The 18937-nt window shown below is 66.0% G+C and carries 13 protein-coding genes and 1 pseudogene; 9 read left to right on the top strand and 5 right to left on the bottom strand.

Annotated elements, in window-relative coordinates:
- Positions 1–484 precede the first annotated feature (484 nt).
- Positions 485–7954, bottom strand: a complete 7470-nt coding sequence (locus C474_RS16220; protein ID WP_008388756.1) for a malectin domain-containing carbohydrate-binding protein — start codon at positions 7952–7954, stop codon at positions 485–487.
- Between the two features lie 472 nt (positions 7955–8426).
- Between C474_RS16220 and C474_RS16215 the strand changes: the two genes are divergently transcribed.
- On the top strand, positions 8427–9044 hold the full coding sequence (locus tag C474_RS16215; RefSeq protein ID WP_152421694.1) for a hypothetical protein: 618 nt from the start codon (positions 8427–8429) through the stop codon (positions 9042–9044).
- Positions 9045–9096: 52 nt separating this feature from the next.
- Here the strand turns inward: C474_RS16215 and C474_RS16210 are convergent, their stop codons facing one another.
- Entirely contained in the window at positions 9097–9828 is a 732-nt protein-coding gene (locus tag C474_RS16210) for a helix-turn-helix domain-containing protein (RefSeq protein ID WP_008388751.1), read from the bottom strand.
- A 141-nt stretch (positions 9829–9969) separates the two neighbouring features.
- On the opposite strand from C474_RS16210, the gene C474_RS16205 reads away from it, so the two are divergent.
- The gene (locus tag C474_RS16205) at positions 9970–10980 is read left to right on the top strand and encodes a proline racemase family protein (RefSeq protein WP_049917114.1); all 1011 of its coding nucleotides are present in this window, start codon (positions 9970–9972) and stop codon (positions 10978–10980) included.
- A gap of 15 nt (positions 10981–10995) precedes the next feature.
- Here the strand turns inward: C474_RS16205 and C474_RS22200 are convergent, their stop codons facing one another.
- Both C474_RS22200 and C474_RS22415 read right to left on the bottom strand, forming a co-directional pair.
- Positions 10996–11298: a MarR family transcriptional regulator gene (locus C474_RS22200; RefSeq protein ID WP_008388748.1), complete on the bottom strand. Its 303-nt coding sequence runs from the start codon at positions 11296–11298 to the stop codon at positions 10996–10998.
- A gap of 1 nt (position 11299) precedes the next feature.
- Entirely contained in the window at positions 11300–11440 is a 141-nt protein-coding gene (locus C474_RS22415; RefSeq protein ID WP_160166847.1) for a hypothetical protein, read from the bottom strand.
- Between the two features lie 204 nt (positions 11441–11644).
- Between C474_RS22415 and C474_RS16195 the strand changes: the two genes are divergently transcribed.
- Together C474_RS16195 and C474_RS16190 are read left to right on the top strand one after the other, a co-directional pair.
- A complete protein-coding gene (locus C474_RS16195) occupies positions 11645–13108 on the top strand; it encodes a sodium-dependent transporter (RefSeq protein ID WP_008388747.1) in 1464 nt (487 codons plus the stop codon).
- A gap of 1 nt (position 13109) precedes the next feature.
- The gene (locus tag C474_RS16190) at positions 13110–13433 is read left to right on the top strand and encodes a hypothetical protein (protein ID WP_008388745.1); all 324 of its coding nucleotides are present in this window, start codon (positions 13110–13112) and stop codon (positions 13431–13433) included.
- 21 nt (positions 13434–13454) lie between these two features.
- Here C474_RS16190 and C474_RS21755 read toward each other — a convergent pair.
- A pseudogene (locus C474_RS21755) lies at positions 13455–13616 on the bottom strand (Glu/Leu/Phe/Val dehydrogenase dimerization domain-containing protein); the annotation flags it as partial.
- Between the two features lie 348 nt (positions 13617–13964).
- Here C474_RS21755 and C474_RS16185 point away from each other — a divergent pair.
- Genes C474_RS16185 through C474_RS16165 form a run of 5 tightly spaced genes read left to right on the top strand, consistent with a single transcriptional unit; the run spans position 13965 to position 18883 of the window.
- Positions 13965–15320, top strand: coding sequence for an ABC transporter substrate-binding protein (locus C474_RS16185; protein WP_152421693.1), 1356 nt, complete (start codon positions 13965–13967; stop codon positions 15318–15320).
- A 3-nt stretch (positions 15321–15323) separates the two neighbouring features.
- The gene (locus C474_RS16180; protein ID WP_008388740.1) at positions 15324–16238 is read left to right on the top strand and encodes a branched-chain amino acid ABC transporter permease; all 915 of its coding nucleotides are present in this window, start codon (positions 15324–15326) and stop codon (positions 16236–16238) included.
- Complete coding sequence (locus C474_RS16175) at positions 16235–17284, top strand: branched-chain amino acid ABC transporter permease (protein WP_008388738.1); 1050 nt, start codon at positions 16235–16237, stop codon at positions 17282–17284. Before C474_RS16180 ends, C474_RS16175 begins: the two co-directional genes overlap by 4 nt.
- Positions 17281–18036 (top strand): ABC transporter ATP-binding protein, encoded by a 756-nt coding sequence (locus C474_RS16170; RefSeq protein ID WP_008388736.1) that lies wholly within the window; start codon positions 17281–17283, stop codon positions 18034–18036. Before C474_RS16175 ends, C474_RS16170 begins: the two co-directional genes overlap by 4 nt.
- A gap of 52 nt (positions 18037–18088) precedes the next feature.
- Positions 18089–18883, top strand: coding sequence for an ABC transporter ATP-binding protein (locus tag C474_RS16165; RefSeq protein WP_008388734.1), 795 nt, complete (start codon positions 18089–18091; stop codon positions 18881–18883).
- The last annotated feature ends 54 nt before the right edge of the window (positions 18884–18937 follow it).

Genomic DNA, 18937 nt, shown 5'->3' with positions numbered 1-18937 from the left:
ACGGTCCTCCTCCGCGCCGTCGCCGCGAGGGAAGTCTGATTTCGGATTCGGTCGTTCTACTCTCCACCGAACACGAGGTGGCTCTTTCCCGTTCGTCCATACGTTCGTATCGGCCGGCTACTGGCGTCTCCCCGACGTTCCCGACGGCCGGTTCGACTCCCGAATCCGCCTCTCCCGAGCGAAGCGTCTACTCTCCGAGCTAACGCCTCTCGCACGCGGTTCTCACCCGCGTCAGTGGATCTCTATCGGTTCAATCGAGATACGCCTGACGCGCGGTCACGAGCAAAAAACCGATACTCGAACCGAACAGATACTACTGCGATGATTCTCGAATGAAACCGCCATAACCGAAGCTTGAACGGCCCGATACGATATTCAACCTGATGACCCTCACGAAAACACCGAGACGAGAGAGCGACCGTCCGCAGAACGGGGCGCCGATACTGCGCCCCGTTCATTGTCGTCCGTCCGTGTTGTCGTGCGTCTACGTCGCGGTCTCGTTCGCGTCGACGACTTCGATGGCGTTGACCAGCGGGTTGTCTACCGCCCCTTGCTCGAAGGTGACCGTGACGGTGCCGTCGCCGTCGTCGGTCGCGGTGAACGTCTTCATCGTCCCGGTCGCGTGGCCGACGTCCGCGACGGGGTCGTAGTTCGAGAGGACCTGCGACCCCTCGACGGAGACGTTGAACTCACGCTCTCCCGGTTCGCTCGTCCCCGGGTAGGAGTTCGCGACGAAGAGGCGGACGTCGACCTGCTGGCCGGCCTCCACCGGGAACTCCCACGTCATGGTACCGTAGCGCTCGCAGTCGAACACCGCGTCGGGCGTCGAAGCGGGAACCGTGCCGTCGGGCGTGACCGCGTCGCCGGTGCAGTAGTTGTTCCCGCTCGCGCTCGCGAGGTACTGCGACCCCGTACCCGTGACGCCGGTCCAGTTCTGCCCGCCGTCGACGGCGGCGACCGTTCCGCCGCCCGCGTTCACGCGGTGAAACACCCCCTGCGTCGTCGACGACTCCGAGTGCTCGTACTTCAGCACGACCACGTTCGAGGTCAGACCGGTGTCGCCGTCGCCGTCCTGCACGGCGGCGACGAAGTAGTTGAAGCCGCCTTCGGCGTCGCTCGCCGACGTGTTGGTGAGCGTCACGTCGACGGTCGCCTCGCCGTCGCTGCCGAGGTCGACGGTCTGGTAGTCGACGTTCTCGGCGGTGTTGGCCTCGTACGGCTCGATCTGGTAGCCGTCGGCGTCGTTCGCGAGTTGAAGCTGCCCCTCGACGTGCAGCAGTTCGACGGTCGCGCCCTCCGGACCGGAGAGCGTTATCGTCTGGTCGGCCGACCCGACCGTCGCCGCGCCGTGATAGGAGTCGAGCGCGTTCCCGTCGAGCGAGACGCCGTCGACGCCGAGCAGCGGCGCGTTCGCCGGGTTCGCCGTCGCGGCGGCCTCGGCACCGCCGACGCTCCCGTCACCGAACAGGGCCGTCGTCTGCGTCGACCCGTCGGCGTACTCAACGGTCACGGTCGCCCCGGACAGCTCCAGTCCGGAGACCGACCCCGCGGCGCCCGAACCGGCCCCGCCTTTGATGCTCGTCGGGTCGATGTCCGTCGAGAAGGCGAACGTCTCGCCGCTCTCGAAGTCGCCGAACGTCGCCGTCAGTTCGTCGTACCCGTCGTCGCCGTCCTGTCCGTTGTGCGGCGCGTCGAACGACCCGCCTTCGAGACCGGTCACGCTCGACCCGCTATCGGCCACGAACCCTTTCGCGGTTGAGTCGCCGGCCGTTCCGTTCGGGTCGAACACCACGTCGGGGAACACCGACGACCCGAGGTCGTAGGTGACGGACGTTATCTGCGTATCGCCAGTGTTCGTTATCTCGATCGTCCCGCTGCCGTAGGTGCTCGCGTCGATACCCGCACCCGCGGTGACGGCGAAACTCGATTCGCTGACGGTGGACGACCCGACGGTGAGTTGGAAGCTCTCCGTCGTGGTACCGCCGTTGCCGTCGGAGGCGGTCACATCGACCGTGTACGTCCCTTCGTCGCCGGATTGCGGGGCGATGGTGAGTTCGCTGTTCGAGAGGGTGACGAAGTCGGGGCCGCTCACCGACAGCGACACCGTATCGCCGTCCGGGTCGCTCGCGTTCACCGGAACGGTCGTCGATTCGTTTTCCGTAACGGTCTGGTCGGCTATCGGCTCTATCGTCGGTGCGCTGTTGTCGCTCGTCGTGTTGGACTGCACGACCTTGATGGCCGATATCTTCGCGTTGTCCGCAGACGAACTCAGGTCGACGTTTAGCGTTCCGTCGGTGACCTCGACCGTGGTGGTCGTATCGGTCGCCGTCAGGGCGCCGACGTCCGCGTAGATGTCGTAGTCCGAGAGCACCTGCTGGCCCTCGACCGTCGCGCCGAACACGCGGTCGCCGACGCCGCCGTCGGGGTTGCCGCTCGCACCGTGGTAAATCTCCGCGAACTTGAGCGTCACTTCGTAGGTGCCGCTCTCGCTGACGGGGATATCGTAGCCGAACGACGTTCCGTATCGCTCGGTCTGATAGAGTTGGTCGTCGGTCGTGCCCGCGATGGCGTCGTCGACCGAGAACGTACTCCCCGAACTGCTCGTGTCCGCTTGATACACTGTTCCGTCCGAGGCGGTGTACTCCGATCCGCCCGCGTTGATAGCTGCGACTACCTCACCGCTTCCGCCCGAATCCGCCGTTTCGACGGTGAGTTGGAAGCTCTCAGTGGTCGTACCGCCGTTGCCGTCGGAGGCGGTCACGTCGACAGCGTAGGTGCCCGCGTCGCCGGACTGCGGGGCGACGGCGAGTTCGCTGTTCGAGAGGGTGACGAAGTCGGGTCCGCTCACCGACAGCGACACCGCGTCTCCGTCCGGGTCGGTGGCGTTCACCGGGACGGTCGTCGATTCGTTTTCCGTGACGGTCTGGTCGGCTATCGGCTCTATCGTCGGCGCGCCGTTGTCGCTCGTCGTGTTCGTCTGTACGACCTTGATGGCCGATATCTTCGCGTTGTCGGTAGACGGGTCCAGTGCGACGTTCAGCGTCCCGTCGGTGACCTCGACCGTGGTGGTCGTATCGGTCGCCGTCAGGGCGCCGACGTCCGCGTAGATGTCGTAGTCCGAGAGCACCTGTTGGCCCTCGACCGTCGCGCCGAACACGCGGTCGCCGACGCCGCCGTCGGGGTTGCCGTCCGCACCGTGATAAATTTCCGCGAACTTGAGCGTCACCTCGTAAGTGCCGCTCTCGCTGACCGGAATGACGTACGTGACCGGGTCGCCGTATCGTTCGGTCTGGTAGAGTTCGTCGTCGGTCGTGCCGGCGATGGCGTCGTCGACCGAGAACGTGCTCCCCGAACTGCTCGTGTCCGCTTGATACACCGTTCCGTCCGAGGCGGTGTACTCCGAACCCCCCGCGTTGATGGCCGCGACCACCTCGCCGCTGCCGCCCGAGTCCGCCGTCTCGACGGTGAGTTGGAAGCTCTCGGTGGTCGTGCTGCCGTTGTTGTCGTCGGCGGTCACGTCGACTGCGTAGGTGCCCGCGTCGCCGGACTGCGGGGCGATGGTGAGTTCGCTATTCGAGAGGGTGACGAAGTCGGGGCCGCTCACCGACAGCGACACCGTATCGCCGTCCGGGTCGCTCGCGTTCACCGGAACGGTCGCCGACTCGTTTTCCGTGACGGTCTGGTCGGCTATCGGCTCTATCGTCGGCGCGCCGTTGTCGCCCGTGTCGTTGCCGACCGCGACGATCTCGATCGCGTTGACCTTCGGGTTCTCCTGCTCGCGCGCGAACGCGATGTTCAGCGTGTCGTCCGAGGGCGTCACCTGGACCGACTCCATCGCGCCCACGTCGTGGCCGTACTGCTCGTAGATATCGTAGTCGTTCAGCACGGTCTCTCCCTCGACCGCGGTGTCGAACACGCGCGGACCGGCGTCGTTCGACTCCGTGATGAATATCTCCGCGAAGTAGAGGCGGACCTCGTACGTCGTCCCCTGCTCGACGCCGAACGACCACTGCATCTCCGACCCCGTCGGGGGGTCGTACCGCTCGCTCTGGAAGAGGCTGGTCGGCGTCCCGTTCGGGACCGACCCGTCGAGCGTGATCGAATCGCTCGTGCTGAACGTGTCGCCCGTGTTCACGTAGGTCGAGGGGTTCGCGCTCGTGTCGGCGCTCCACGCCGGACCGCCGTCGGACGCGTCGACCTGCGAACCGCCGGCGTTCACGCGGTAGACCACCTCGCCGTCGGTAGCGGGGTCGCCGCTCCCGTCCGTGTCGAATACCGTCACGTTCACCTCGTCGGTGTCGGTGTTCCCGTCGCCGTCGGCGACAGTGACCTCGAAGGTGAATGCAGACTCGTTATCGACGTTGGGCGCCGTGAACGAGACCTGCTCGCCGGTCGTGGCGTTCAGCACGTCGGGGCTTCCCGCCGTCTGCGTCCACGTGTAGTCGAGCGTCGCGTCGTCCGGGTCGGTCGACCCCGAGGCGTCGAGCGTCACCATCGACTCCTCGTCGACCGTCTGGTCGGTGCCCGCGTCGGCAATCGGCGGCCCCTCCACCGAACTCACCGAGATGTCCGTCCACGTGGCCGTGAACGTCTCGTTGGCACCGTTGGAGGTGGAGATGATGCCGACCGCGAGACCGCTTCCGTCGCTGGTGTCAAGCCAACTCGCTGGCATCGCGCCGGTGGCCACCTCGGTCCGGTTGACGCCGTCGGTGGCGTACTCCGCGGTGACCGCCACCTCGTCCTGCCCGTTGTTCGGGTTCGGGTCAGTCGTCGGGTCGACGACCAAGTAGAGGTCGGTGTTCGTCCCCGCTCCGGTGACGTTGCTGTCGGTCTCAGTCGCGATGGTCTGGAAGTTGCCGTTCGTCTCCTTCGCGAACTGGACTCCGCCGGTTCCGTCGGTCGCCGAGGAGACGAGTTTGACGTAGTTGTCCTGATCGCCGGTGCCGACGTAGACGCCGGCCGCTTGGGAGGGTTCGGGGTTCTCCGGAAGCCCGTTCACCGTCGTCTCGACGACGAACGGTTCCGACGGCGGATTCACGCCGAACTGGAACGCGTACTGCTGGTCGTTCTCGACTGCGGTGCCCGTCGGGACGTTCTCGACGGTGAGCACCTCCGCCGCGCCGCCGACCGTCATCGACGAGACGTTGTAGAGGCTCTGGTAGTCCGCGCTCCCGTTCGTCATCAGGCCGGTCCAGCCCTGGTCGAACAGCGAGAGTTCGGAGAGGTCGTGCGTGACCGGCACCGACGTCGTCGTCCCATCGTCCGGGTCGACCGCGAACGGGTCCTCCGTGTCGGGCGACCCGTCGTTGTCGTCGTCGGGGTCGTTCAGGTTCGAGGTGCCGTCGTCGTCGAAGTCGGCGGGCGTCGACGCCGAGGAACAGGGGTCGGTCCCCGCGTCCAGTTCGTCGGCGTTGTCGTAGCCGTCGCCGTCCTCGTCGAGGGAGGCGTCGTCGTCGCCAGTGCAGACGTCGCCGCTCCCGCCCCCGTAGTCGTTCGGTTCGACCGCGGTGATGCCGCCGTCTCCGTGGTCGGCGGTCCAGATAGTCCCGGGGAACACCTCGTCGTCGCCCTGCGCGGCGACGCCCAAGGGACCGTTCGTGTTGAAGATGGTCGAGACGTCCGTGACCGTCGTGCCGTCGGCGTTCAACTGGACCCGCTTGACCTCGCCGTACAGTTCGACTTGGATGAGGTCGCCCTCCATCGTCCCGGCGAAGTTGGAGGCGGTGTACTCGTCTATCGCGCCCGTGGGCGCGAACGTCACGGCGTCCCCGTTCTGGTCAGTTATCATCGCCTCGGCGCTCCCGGCCGGCGCTCCCGGGTCGTCGACGTCCTCGGGCGGCGTCGTCGGCGAGATGTAGTCGGCCTCCTCGGGGTTAATCGCGCTCTCCGGAACCGGCGAGTTCGCCGACGTGATATTGTATATCACGGCTCCGGTTTCGTTGTAGATGTCGGCGTTCGTCGGGTTGGCGCGGAAGGGGTTCGGGTGGCCCGCGTAGTCGCCTTCGTCGACCTTCATCAGGGCGTCTTGGACCTCGAAGCTGGCGTTCTCGTTCGGGTGGTTCGTGACGTTCTCGGCCGTCGCCACGAGGTTTCCGTCCGCGTCGACCGCCGGTCCGCCCCACCCGCCGTTGGCGCCGTGGTCGGCGGCGTAAATCTGACCGCTCTCGGTGAGCACGAGGTCGTAGGGGTTGCGGAACCCGGGTCCGTACACCTGCACCGGACCGTTCTCGACGATCTTCGCCTGGTTGATGCCGTCGTTCCCGCCGAACGGCAGGTCGTCGCCGTCCGTGTCGTCGTCGTTCTGAATCGTCGGGATGCCGTAGTAGAACTCTAGGTTGGGGTACGACTGGTTGCTCTCCTGGGCGTCGTAGTTCTCGAAGTTCTTCGCCTCGAAGCTTTCTATCTGATCGAGGTCCACCGAGAGTATCGCCGCCGACAGCGCGTACTCGGGGGTCTGCCCGAAGTTGTTACTGGGAGCGCCCTTGTTCGTGTTCCCGCCCTGCGCGACGTACAGCGTGCTGCCGTCGTCGGTGAGTTCGAGACCGTTCGTCGCGTGGTTCTCCTCGGACCGGGGCAGGCCGATGACCAATACTTCGTGGTCTATTTCGCTCTGCTGAATCACGCCGTCGCTCCCCGGCGAGATGGTCAGTCGAGAGATGGTCCCGGAGTTGGTGTCGGTGTCGTCGTCGTCCTGCCCGACGTCGATGGAGGGGTCGCTCGAGGAGACGTAGACGACCGGTTGGCTCGCGGTGCCGCCGACCGTCAGCCCCGTGATCTGCCGGTTGTTCTCACCGGGGTTGTAGTCGCCCGTGTCGTTGTGGTTGGGGATGTTCTTTATCCCGTTGATGGTCACCTCGTCGGTCACCTGATAGCTGTTCTCCGCCGTGCGCTCGACTTCGAGCGCGTAGACCGTTCCGCCCTGCGTGGAGACGTAGAGCCGTCCGTCGGGTCCGAAATCGAGCGCCGTCGGCTCCGTGGCGTTGAAGCCCTGCAGCGTGCTCTTGGAGAACCCGACCGGCGGCGCCACGCCCTCGCCCGCCAGTTCGACGGTCGTCGGGGAGTCGCTTCCGGAGTGATTAACCGACAGCGTGCCGCTCGCCGAACCCAGTTCTTCGGGGCTGTACTCGACGGGGACGTCCGTCGACTCCCCCGGCGCGAGCGTGACGCCGCCCGCGAAGTCGGTCGAGAAGGAGGCGTTCCCCGAGACGGTCGCTCCGTCCAGCGTGATGTCGGGGTCGCCGGACTCGCCGAGGTTGGTCACCGTGACCGACTCCGTCTCGGTGTTCCCGACCGCCATCGGACCGAAATCGGCGCCCAGCGGACTGTCGAGCGTATTCGCCTGCGGACCGGTCTGAACGATTTCGATGGCCGATATCTTCGGGTTGTTCGTCGAGGCGAGGAGGTCGACGGTGATGTTGCCGTCCGAGGGCGTCACCCGGTACGCCTTCATCAGACCCGAGTCGTGGCCGACCTCCTCGTAGATGTCGAAGTCGGTCAGCACTTGGTCGCCCTCGACGGCCACGTCGAACACCCGGTTGCCGGCCGTCTGGTGGAACGTCTCGGCGAAGTAGAGCCGAACCTCGTACTGCTGGCCGCTCTGGACGTTGTCCGAGAACGTCCACGTCTGCTCGCCGTACACCTCCGACTGGAACAGGCTCTCAGGCGTCCCGTCCGGCGCGGACGGACCGACCGTTATCGAATCGCTCGTCGTCGTCGTTGCGTCGCTCCCGGCGTGGTACTGCTGCCAATCGCCGGTCCAGTCGCCATCGCTCGCGGATACGGTCCCCCCGCCCGCGTTCACGCGATAGACGATATCGCTCGGATCCGGATTCGCTATCGCCGCGGCGGCGTCCCCGTCCGTCACCGCCGCGACGCTCTCTCCGCTGTCACCCGCCGAAGGGGGAGTGACCGCCGCCGCGAACCCCGTGGGGGCGGCGACGACCGAGAGTAGCATGAGCGTTACCGAAAAAAGTGTCAGTATCGTCTTCCGCCGCGATCTCCCACTCATATATGTACACGATAGCATACACTTCTTTGGTATTGTTATGACCCCGTTGGGAGAAGTTCACTGAAAATATTGAATAATTAACAGACCGACAGATCCAACAACATATCGATACCGTCGCTTAACAAACTTATAATTGGCTGTAATTCACCTCTGGAGAATACTCCTCTCTGTAGGTAACGTCGGTTGACACCGCGATTAACGCGTCCCTGTCCCTCGATATCTAACTCGCGTGCTCCCGTAACGGTCGGTGTCCCCCACAGCCCGTCTCCCGGAGACTCGGTCAGCGGGTCGGAAAACGGAGCGACCGTCTCCCAGAGAGTCCGGCGTCGGCTTCAGCCTCTCCGTCGCAGTGGCCCTGACGGCTCTGTCGATGTTCTGTCTTCCCCGCCTCTCACCCGGCGTCCCCGCCGAATCGCTGATGAGCGGGTCCATACTGCTCGGCCTGGTCGCTGGGGCGGCCGTCGAACAGGTCCCGAGTCGGGTGGACGAACTGGTGGTCCGGGGCGGTCACGTCGTCCTCGCCGTCGCTACCGTACTGCCGGCCGTCCTGCCGGGTGCAACTCGGGCATTCGACGGCGTGCGAACAGGTCCCGAGTCGGACGCACTCCCCGTCTTCGGATTGCTGTTCACGGGCGATCTGGTGTGGGCTGCCGGAAGGATTCGAACGGCGCGTGTACGTCTCGAACGCGAGACGACTCACCTCGCGCGCTCCACGGCGGAGTCGCTCTCTCACCGCCTCGTCTTCGACGCCGTGGCGGTTCTGGGCGGTCTCCTCCTCGCGGCGGTCGGGTTCGTTCTCTCGACGCCCAGAGCGGTTCGACTGACCGAGCTGGACTCCGGACTGGTCGTCAATTCCGGCGGTCCGTTCGGGGAGAAGTTCCTTCCGTGGAGGGGAGTCCGCAGAATCGAGACCGGCGGCGACTCCGTTCGCGTTCGGTGCCGCTCCCCCCACCCAACGAGCTACCGCATCGACTCGCACGTCGCCGACGAACAGCGGCAAATCGTCGTCACGCTCCGACGCTGTCGCAGGTGGTGACGGTCGCGACAGCAGCGCGATGGCGCCGCGCGCAGCGCACGCTGTCCGCGCGTCACTGCACGCGCTCGGGTGAGAGGAGTTCGGCTTCGGCCTTGCGGAGGTGTTCGAGAAACGTCGTCTTCGTGATGTCCAGTTCCTCGGCCATCTCGCGCGTCGTCGTCTCCCGAGGCCACGAGTAGTACCCCATATCGCAGGCGAGCAAGAACGCTTCCCGTTGGCGCTTCGAGAGTCCCTCCGAGGCGGCCGAGTCCGCCATCCCGAACTCGGGGTCGGACACGATTCGGGTGACCGCTATCTCGGCATCTTTCTCCTCGCGCAGGAAGTCGAGACGGCGGCTGATGGCCTCGCGGTCGGCGCTGACGAACACCGGCCAGTACTCGTAGCCGTCGTGGACGCGGACGGGGGCGTCGTGTATGAATCCCTTCGACAGGAGTGCGTCGCTCATGCTGTTTCGGGGGTCGTACTCCACGAACAGTTCGAGCGAGGTGTTGCCGAGACGCGAGTCGCGTTCGGAGAAGTCGTGGCGCTTGTTCATCGCCACGACCGACTCCGTGAGATCGAGGCCTCGGGCCACCTCGATCAGTTCTTCGATGTCGTCGGTCTCGTCGGCGTAAGCGGTGAAGTGACCCTTGACGGCGTCGCCGGGCGAGTTGTAGACCGTGTGGGCGATCAGTCCACAGTCCGTCTGCTCGGTCGCTTTCAGCGTCCAGCAGTTCGGATGCTGGATCTCTAGCGTCAAGCGCGTCGCGTCCTGTTTCTCCGGCTCATTGCCAACGATTGCCATATACTGTGAATACGAAACGGACACTAAAAGCTACTCCCGTCCATGACGGGGACCCGTCGTTCGCTCCCGCGACCGACCGCTCTTCACCCTCCCATGGAAGCGAACCGAATGATACCGTTCGGTCGTTTCTCCGTTAGTACCATGGATTTCGACCCCTTCGCCGAGTGCGTCGACACCCACACTGCGGGCGAACCGACTCGGATACTCACCGGCGGGTTCGACGTGGGAGAACTGGACGGACAAAGCGCCGAAGCCAGCCGCGATTTGTTCGCCGAACGACACGACTGGCTCCGGAAGCTCCTGGTCCGCGAACCGCGCGGACACGAAAACATGTTCGGCGCCGTTCCGCTGTTCGAGGTGGCCGACGACGCGGACCTCGGTCTGTTCTTCTTCGATAACGGCGGATACCTCGATATGTGCGGACACGGGACTATCGGTGTCGTCACGGCACTGATAGAGACGGGTCGACTACCCGAGCGGTCGTCGTACGAGATAGCGACGCCCGCGGGAACGGTGACGGCGGAACCGACGACGGAGGACGGTCGGGTTCGGTCGGTTCAGATCGACAACGTCCCCTCCTACGTGCTCGGCGAGACGACGGTCGATCTCCCCGGAACGGGACCGGTCGACGTCGATATCGTCTACTCCGGAAACGTCGTCGCCCTCGTGGACGCCGCGCAGTTCGAGTTCGAACTCGAACAGTCGGATCTCGACCGGATTCGGGAGTGCGGTCGCGCGCTGAAGCGACGGCTCAACGCGGACGGCTCGCCGCTGGCCGAGGAGGCGCTTCCGGCGGCGGTCTCGGTGGTGGAGTTCTACGAGCGCCGTCCCGACGTCGACCGGAACGTGGTCGTCTTCGGAAACGGCTCCATCGACCGGTCCCCCTGCGGCACGGGGACGTGCGCGAAGATAACGCTGCTCTACGAGGAGGGCGAACTCCCCGTCGGGACGCCCTATCGGTACCAGAGCATCCTCGGTGGGGAGTTCACCGCAACCGTCAAAAACGTGGAGGACGGGGAAGACGGCGTGGTCGTTCACCCGGTCGTACGAGGCTCTGCGTACGTCACCGGGATGCACCAGTTCGTCCGCGACCCGGAGGACGAACTCGGGAGCTTCCACCTCGGTTCCGGAGCGACGGAACTCGAACAGTAGTCTCGGAGCGAGAAATTAGCGAGGTCGCTCGGTCGGTTGGGCGACCGTGTCCGCTCCGTCGCCGGTGGACTCCTCCGCCGCCTCCACTGGGAGGAGGGAATGATAATCTCGACGCGGGTCCTCGGGGTCGCGCCTCGACTCGACGATGTTCTCTTCCCGGAGTCGGGAGAGCGCGTAGGTCACCGTCCGCGCGGGGAGAAGGGACTCCTCTTTGAGTTCTCCCTGAGTGAGCGGTCCGTGCAGTTCGAGCATCTTACACACCAGTTTGGCGCTCGGCGGTTCCTCCGTCAGTCGCTCGTACCGCTCGGCGGCGTCCATCTCAGTCGGCGCCCCATCGCTCCTGCCACCCGCAGTGCGGACAGCGCGCGACCGGATTCGGGTCCGCGATGCGGTGTTCGCACGCGAAACAGCGGATAGCGTCTGCGGCGAGTCGATTCTCGGTCGTCGGTTGCTCACCCATAGTGAGTACCAGCCGCTCCCATCACATGTACCTACGACCGCCCATAGTCGGGATTGACGCCGACGTTCGACGGTCGCACCGTTTCTCGCGGGGCGAGATCAACATATGTTCGTCACGGTGACAGTACGGAGTCTATAGAGATTCCCTTCCATGGGAGGGCGCCGATATAACCGCCATCTCCCGAACACAGTGGGTAGAGATATCATGGCAGACTCAGAGGCAAGAACGGCGAGAGAGGAGTGGGGGAGTCGGTTCGGCTTCCTCATGGCGATGCTCGGGGCGATGGTGGGGGCCGGGAACATCTGGCGCATGCCGTTCACGACGGGGCAGAACGGCGGCGGGGCGTTCTTGATCGCTTACATCCTCCTGTTGTACGTCATCGCGGTGCCCGGCCTCATGGCCGAGACGATGGTCGGCCGGTACACGAACCACGGGGTCATCGGGGCGTTCAAACGGCTCACCGAGAGCAAGCGCGCGCGGGGACTCGGTCTCGTCGTCCTCGTCGTCAACATCGCGCTGATGTCGTACTACGCGCCGATCATCGGGTGGGCGCTCTACTACGCGGGTCACTCACTGCTCGCGACGTTCACCCAACCCGGTTTCCAACCGCAGGCGTTCTGGGACGGGTTCATCTCCAACCCGGCGCTGGTCATCGGGATGCACACGGTGACCATGGCAGGACTCGCCGGCGTTCTCGTCTTCGGCATCCGCCGCGGCATCGAGCGGGTGGTAAAGTGGATGATTCCGCTGCTCGTCGTCGCCCTGCTCGCGGTGGCGGTGCGCGGCGTCACCCTCCCCGGCGGGATGGACGGACTGGCGTTCGTGTTCACGCCCGATTGGACGTACCTCACCCGCGGGAGCACCTGGATCGCGGCGCTCAGTCAGGCGCTGTTCTCGACGGGGTTGGGGTGGGGTATCGCGCTCACCTACGGGAGCTACCTCGGTCGGTACGACGACGTTCCGCTCGGCGGGGGTCTGTTCACCGCCATCGGGAACACGAGCATCGGACTGCTCGCGGTGTTCGCGACGTTCCCCGTCGTCTTCGCGTTCGGACTCGAACCGAGCGCGGGGTCCAATCTGCTGTTCATCTCGCTGGCTCGCGTGTTCCCCGAGTTGTTCGGCGGTGCGCTGTGGGCCGTCGTGTTCTTCGTCTCCTTTTTCTTCGCGACGTTCACCTCCGGCCTCGGCATCACCGAAGTCGGCGTGACCTCCGTCTCCGAAGAGACGCGTCTCTCCCGCACCGGGTCGGTGCTCGCGGTCTGCGGGGCCATCTGGTTGTTCGGGCTTCCGAGCGCCTACTCGTCGTCGTTCCTCGGTCAGATGGACTTCATCATCGGGAGTTTCGGACTCCCGCTGGCGACGCTGTCCATCATCGCGCTCGTCGCGTGGAAGTTCGGTCCGGAGCGCGCCCGCGTCATCGACCTCAACCGCAACGCCGGCATCTACATCGGTAGTTGGTGGAATCCGGTCGTCAAGTACGTCATCCCCATCGTGATGGTATTCATCGTCGGTTACGGCGTCGTCGGTAGCATCGGGACGGAGAACCAGACGCTGATGATACTGGGCGTCGCGCTCATGGCCGCTCTCGTCGCCGTGAGCATGGCCGTGATGGGCGTCATGGACGGGATGGGCGATACTCCGGACCCCGCGTCCAAGGGGGGTGACTGAAATGGCGCTCTCGACTCTCGCCTGGGTGACGATGCTCCTCTCGCTGCTCGTGCTCCCCGGCGTCGCGAGCGTCGCCCTCGTCAGGTCGCTTCGGACCGAAGAGCGGAAGCTCGAACTGCTCAGAGCGCAGGGGAGCGTCGACAGCTACTCCCCGCGCGCGCTGGCGGACCTCCGAGAGTGGGTTCAGGCGCACCCGAACGACCCCTACGCGACCGACGCACGAGAGCGGCACAACGAGTGCGTGCGGACGCTGCGAGAGATAGACGAACCGTACTACGACTGGTCCCCCGAGCAGATAGAGAACCTGGAGACTATCGACCGATAGGGCGGACGACGGGATATCCGCCACCGCACGTTTCCGCGTCATCCGCATCGTGAGTTCCGCGTGCTCCTCGCCGTTGACGTCTGAGTGATAGCGGAGGCCACCCTTCTCCGGACGACGGCCGTCGTCGTGCTGAGCGCGACAACCGAAGAGCACGTCCACGCAGTCGTCCCGTTCTAGCGGAATCGACGCGCCTTTCCCGAACTACGGGGCTCTGACGTGCTCGCATACGAACACACGTATTCGAGAGACGAACTCCCTTCCCGAAAAGACGGACCGATGTTGGTAGGATGACCGATACGAACGGCCAGTGCGTCGCCCCGTCCGGATGGCTCGCTTCTTGACGGATTCGACCGAATCCCGCGGATTGCACTTCGGTTGACAATTTCGAACGCTTGCCCGATTTGAACTAGCATCGTGACATTATCGAACGAAACAGGCGAAGAGCGGTGACGATTTTTCACTACCGTGACATCTGTCCGTCCATGGTCGGGAGGGGTTATAGGACCCGTTGTGGATGTGTGACAATCACATATGGCGAGCGATAACGGCAAGACGACGCGGAGAGCAGTTCTCAAAGGTGTGGGAGCGGGCGGTCTCGTGGGGATGGCAGGCTGTCTCGGCGTCGAAGGGGGTGGCGAGGGAGGAACCGAAGGGAGCGGCGAAGGCACCGGAACGACCGGAGGGTCGACGAGCGGGGGCGGTTCACCGGATAGCATCGTGTTCGGACAACCCGCCGCGCAGACGGGTCAGTGGGACTTCTTGCAACCCGGCGTCTCGCAAGCGACGGACGCCGCACTCCAGAACATCAACGACGCCGGGGGTCCGCTGGACACCGAGGTAGAACTCGTGCGCCGTGACACCGGAGTCAACCCGCAGGAGGCCCGCACAGTGGTCACCCAACTCGTCGAGAACGACGGCGCGTCGGCGATTCTGGGGCTGTTCTCCAGCGAGATAAACCCGCTCTGGGACTTCCTGCAGGAGCAGCGAACGCCCGTCGTCACCCCGTGGCCGGGGTCGACGTTCCTCGACACGCGCGGCGGGGACAAGGGGACGCCCGAGAACCTCGACGACGACGAGTGGGTGTGGCGGACCGTCGTCGGCGACACCGTGCACACCGCCGGGAACGCCAAGCGAACGCTCGACGAGGGCTACGAAACCATCGGCGTCATCAACGGAAACACCGAGGGGGAGCGAAGCTACGTCGAGGGATTCCTCGCGCCGTACGAGGCGGAGGGCGGGAGCGTCGCTCAGCGCGTGGAGGTCGGTCTCGGGGAGTCGAGCTACCAATCCGCGCTCGAACGCCTGTTCGGGGCCGACTTCGACGCGTTCCTCGTCAGCCTCCCGCAGGAATCCGCCATCACGATGCTGAGCGACTGGGCCGACGGCGGCTACGGCGGTCAGCCCGTCCTCTCGGACACGCTCGGCACGCAGGCGGTCATCGACCAGGTCGGCGACGCGCTGAACGGCGCGTGGGCCGCCTCCCCGGGCCAGTCGGGGCCGAACTACGACACGTTCGAGCAGGCGTTCCAGAGCGCCGGCGACGCGGAGGTCAACGCCTGGTCGCCGCCGGCGTGGGACGCGATGCACGTGGTCGCACTCGCCATCGAACGCGCCGGCGAGGCGACGCCGGAGGCCATCGAACGGAACCTCGGACCGGTGAGCGGCGGGGAGGGAACCGCCGTGTCGACGTTCGCCGAGGGAAAGGAGGCGCTCGCGAACGGCGAGGAGGTCAACTTCGAGGGCGCGGCCACCCCGACGAACTTCACCCGACACGGCAACGTCTTCGGCTCCGTGACCATCAGCGTCGCTAAGAACGGCGAGTTCACCGAGGCGGAGGTCATCCCGGCCGAGGACGTCCGCGGGTTCGTCGAGGAGGGAGAGTACTGAGCGATGGGCCTCCTCCAAAACGTCATCTTCGGCCTCGTGACGGGGTCGTACATCGCCGTCGCCGCCATCGGGTTCACGCTCGTCTACGGTATCGTGAACATGATCAACTTCGCGTACGGCGAGTATCTCACCGTCGGCGCGTTCGTGGGGTTGCTCACCGCGGGGACGCTTCCCGTTCCGCTTCCCGTCGCGGTGCTGGTGGCGATGGTCGGCGGCGGCGTCGCTAGTCTGGTGCTCGCCCGCCTCTTTTTCACCCCGATCAACCACACCGGCCCGGTGCCGATGCTTCTCACCTCCATCGGGTTGGGAATCGCGCTCCGCAACCTCATCCGACTCGTGGCCGGGCGGAACGCCCGCTACTTCGACACCGAGACGGCGACGTTTCGGCTCACGGGCGTCCCCGACGTATCGGTCGGACCGTTCGACCTGCTCGGCGACTTCTTCGTCACCTCCGAGCACCTCGTCGTCGTCGGCTGTGCGGTTGGCGTGTTCCTCGCTCTCCACGGCCTCCTGACCCGGACGGACGTCGGTATCGCCATGCGGGCGATGGGCGACGACGAGGACCTCGCGCGCGTTCGCGGCGTCGACACCCAGCGGATTCGAGACAGCGTCTGGGTGCTGGCGGGCGTGCTCGCCGGACTGGCGGGCGTGCTCGTCGCGATTCAGACGAACGTCAGCGCCGGGACGGGCTACAGCCACATCCTCCAGATTCTCGCGGCCGCCATCCTCGGCGGCGCCGGGAGCCCCTACGGCGCCATCGCGGGGTCGTACATCATCGGGTTAGTGCTGTCGCTCTCGACGGCGTTTCTCCCCGGCGGGATGGCCGAACTCTCCTCGGCGATGGCGTTTCTCATCCTCGTCGTCGTTCTCCTCGTGAAGCCGAGCGGACTCGCCGCGCGGGAGGTGCGCGAGGCGTGAGCGTCGCCGATAGACTCCCGCTCGGAGACGCCGCGGGGAACGGTGCGCTCCTCCTCGGCGCCGTCTGCGTGCTCCTCGCGGCGGTGTTCGCGCTGACGCCGCTGGTCGTCTCGCTTCCGGGGTCGCTGTACGTGTTCTTCGAGGTGGCCATCCTCTTCGCCGTCTACGGCGTGTTGGTGCTCGGGTTGGACCTCCAGTACGGCCACACCGGCCTCGTGAACTTCGGGCACGTCGCGTTCTTCGCCGTCGGCGCGTACGCCGTCGCGATGCTGTCCGCGCGGGACAGTTTCGCCGGCGTCAGCCTCGGACTGCCGTGGCCCGTCGCGCTCGCCGGCGGCGTCGTCGTCGCCGCCCTGTTGGGCGCCGCCGTCGGCGCGACGTCCGTCCGACTCCGCGACGACTTCCTCGCCGTCGCCACGCTGGCGACGGCCGAAATCGTCCACTCGCTGTTCGTCAGCTTCGAGGGCGTCTTCGGCGGTAACGTCGGCATCGGCAGCGTCCCGCAACCCGTCTCGGACCTCGCCGGCGACGCCGACACCGCGATGCTGGCGACGCTCCTCCTGTTCGGCGGCGTGACGCTGTTCACGCTCGCGGCGGTGACGCGACTGACCGAGGCGCCCTACGGCCGCGTTTTGCGGGCGATTCGGGCGGACGAACTCGTCACGCGTTCGGTCGGGAAGTCGGTGCTCACCTACAAGATGCAGTCGTTCGTGTACGGCGCGGCGCTCGCGGGCCTGGCCGGGGGGCTGTTCGCCCTCTACACGGGCGCGGTCGCGCCGGGCTACTTCACCATCCAGGTGACGGTGACGGTGTGGATAGGAATGCTGCTCGGCGGTGCGGCGAACCACCGCGGCGTGCTGGCCGGTCTCGCCGTCATCATGGGACTGCGCCTGCTCTCGCGGTTCGCCCTCGGCGTGATGCCGCTGTCCGCCGACGCGTTCGCGTCGGTTCGCCTCGTCGTCGTCGGCCTGATACTGGTCGCCGTCATCCGCTACCGGCCGGCGGGTCTCTGGGGCGACGCCGAGGAGTTGGGGGTGGACACGTGAGCCTGCTCGCCGTCGAGAACCTCGGAAAGGAGTTCGGCGGCCTCCGCGCGCTGGACGACCTCTCCGTCTCGGTCGACCGCGGCGAACTGGTCGGCGTGATGGGGCCGAACGGCGCCGGCAAGTCGACGTTCTTCAACTGCGTCAGCGGCGTCGTGACGCCCGACGAGGGCCGCGTCCTGCTGGACGATGCGGACGTGACCGGCGACTCGCCGGAAGCGTTGGCGCGGGCCGGCATGGTTCGGACGTTCCAACACACCCGCGAGTTGGAGACGATGACCGTCCGCGACAACGTGCGCCTGGCGGCGCCTGGCCAACCCGGCGAGCGCACCCTCCCCGCGCTGCTCCGAACGGGGTCGATGCGCGACCGGGAACGCGAGGTCCGCGAACGGGCGGACGAACTCGTCGAGGCGTTCGAACTCGACCATCTCGCCGACGAGTACAGCGGGAGCCTCTCGGGCGGGCAGCGCAAACTGCTGGAACTCGCCCGCGTGCTGATGCTCGACCCGGACCTGCTCCTGCTGGACGAACCGTTCGCGGGCGTCAACCCGACGCTCACGCGGGAGATAGCCGAGCGCATCCGCGCGCTCAACGACGACGGGATGACCGTCGTCGTCATCGAACACGAACTGGAGACGCTGACCGAACTGGTCGACCGACTGGTCGTCCTCCAACAGGGGTCGCTCCTCGTCGAGGGCGACCCGGAGACCGTCCTGTCGGACGAACGCGTCATCGAGGCCTACCTCGGAGAATAACCGTGATACGAACACCACACTTTGACGAACACGCACGCCCGGAGGGGAGCGCGTGACGCTCCTCGACGTGTCGGCGCTGGACGCCGGCTACGGTGACCTGCGAGTGCTCTCGAGCGTCGACCTGCGGGTCGACCCCGGAGAGTACGTCGCCATCGTCGGCCCGAACGGCGCGGGCAAGTCGACGGCGATGAAGGCCGTCTTCGGCCTCGCCGACCGACAGGGGGGCAGCATCACCTTCGACGGGACGGACATCACGAACTTACCGCCCGAATCAGTCATCCGCGAGGGGTTGAGCTACGTCCCGCAGGTCGACAACGTGTTCCCCTCGCTGACCGTCGCGGAGAACCTGCGTCTCGGGGCGTACATCCTCGACGAGCAACCGGAGGCGCGCCGCGAGGCCGTCTTCGAGCGTTTCCCCGTCCTCCGCGATAAACTCGACGCCAACGCGGGGACGCTGTCGGGCGGCCAACAGCAGATGCTCGCGATGGGCTGTGCGCTGATGCTCGACCCGGACCTGCTCCTGTTGGACGAACCGTCCGCCGGCCTCTCGCCGGACCTCGTCACCGAGATGTTCGACCGCGTCGACGCCGTCAACGAGGCCGGCACCGCGGTGCTGATGGTCGAACAGAACGCCAAGGAGGCGCTCAGACGCTGCGACCGCGGCTACGTCCTCGCCAACGGCGAGAACCGNGGCACCGCGGTGCTGATGGTCGAACAGAACGCCAAGGAGGCGCTCAGACGCTGCGACCGCGGCTACGTCCTCGCCAACGGCGAGAACCGATACGAGGGCTCCGGCGACGACCTGCTCGACGACGAGGAGGTGCGCCGGCAGTTCCTCGGCGGCTGAGCCACGGCGACGACGGGGCGGACCGTCTCCCTTCGAGGCCGCTCCGCTATCGAT

The sequence above is a fragment of the Halogeometricum pallidum JCM 14848 genome, assembly GCF_000337095.1.
Taxonomy (GTDB): domain Archaea; phylum Halobacteriota; class Halobacteria; order Halobacteriales; family Haloferacaceae; genus Halogeometricum; species Halogeometricum pallidum.
The sequence above is the reverse complement of the archived record's forward strand: the minus strand, read 5'-3'. Positions and strand labels throughout refer to the sequence as shown.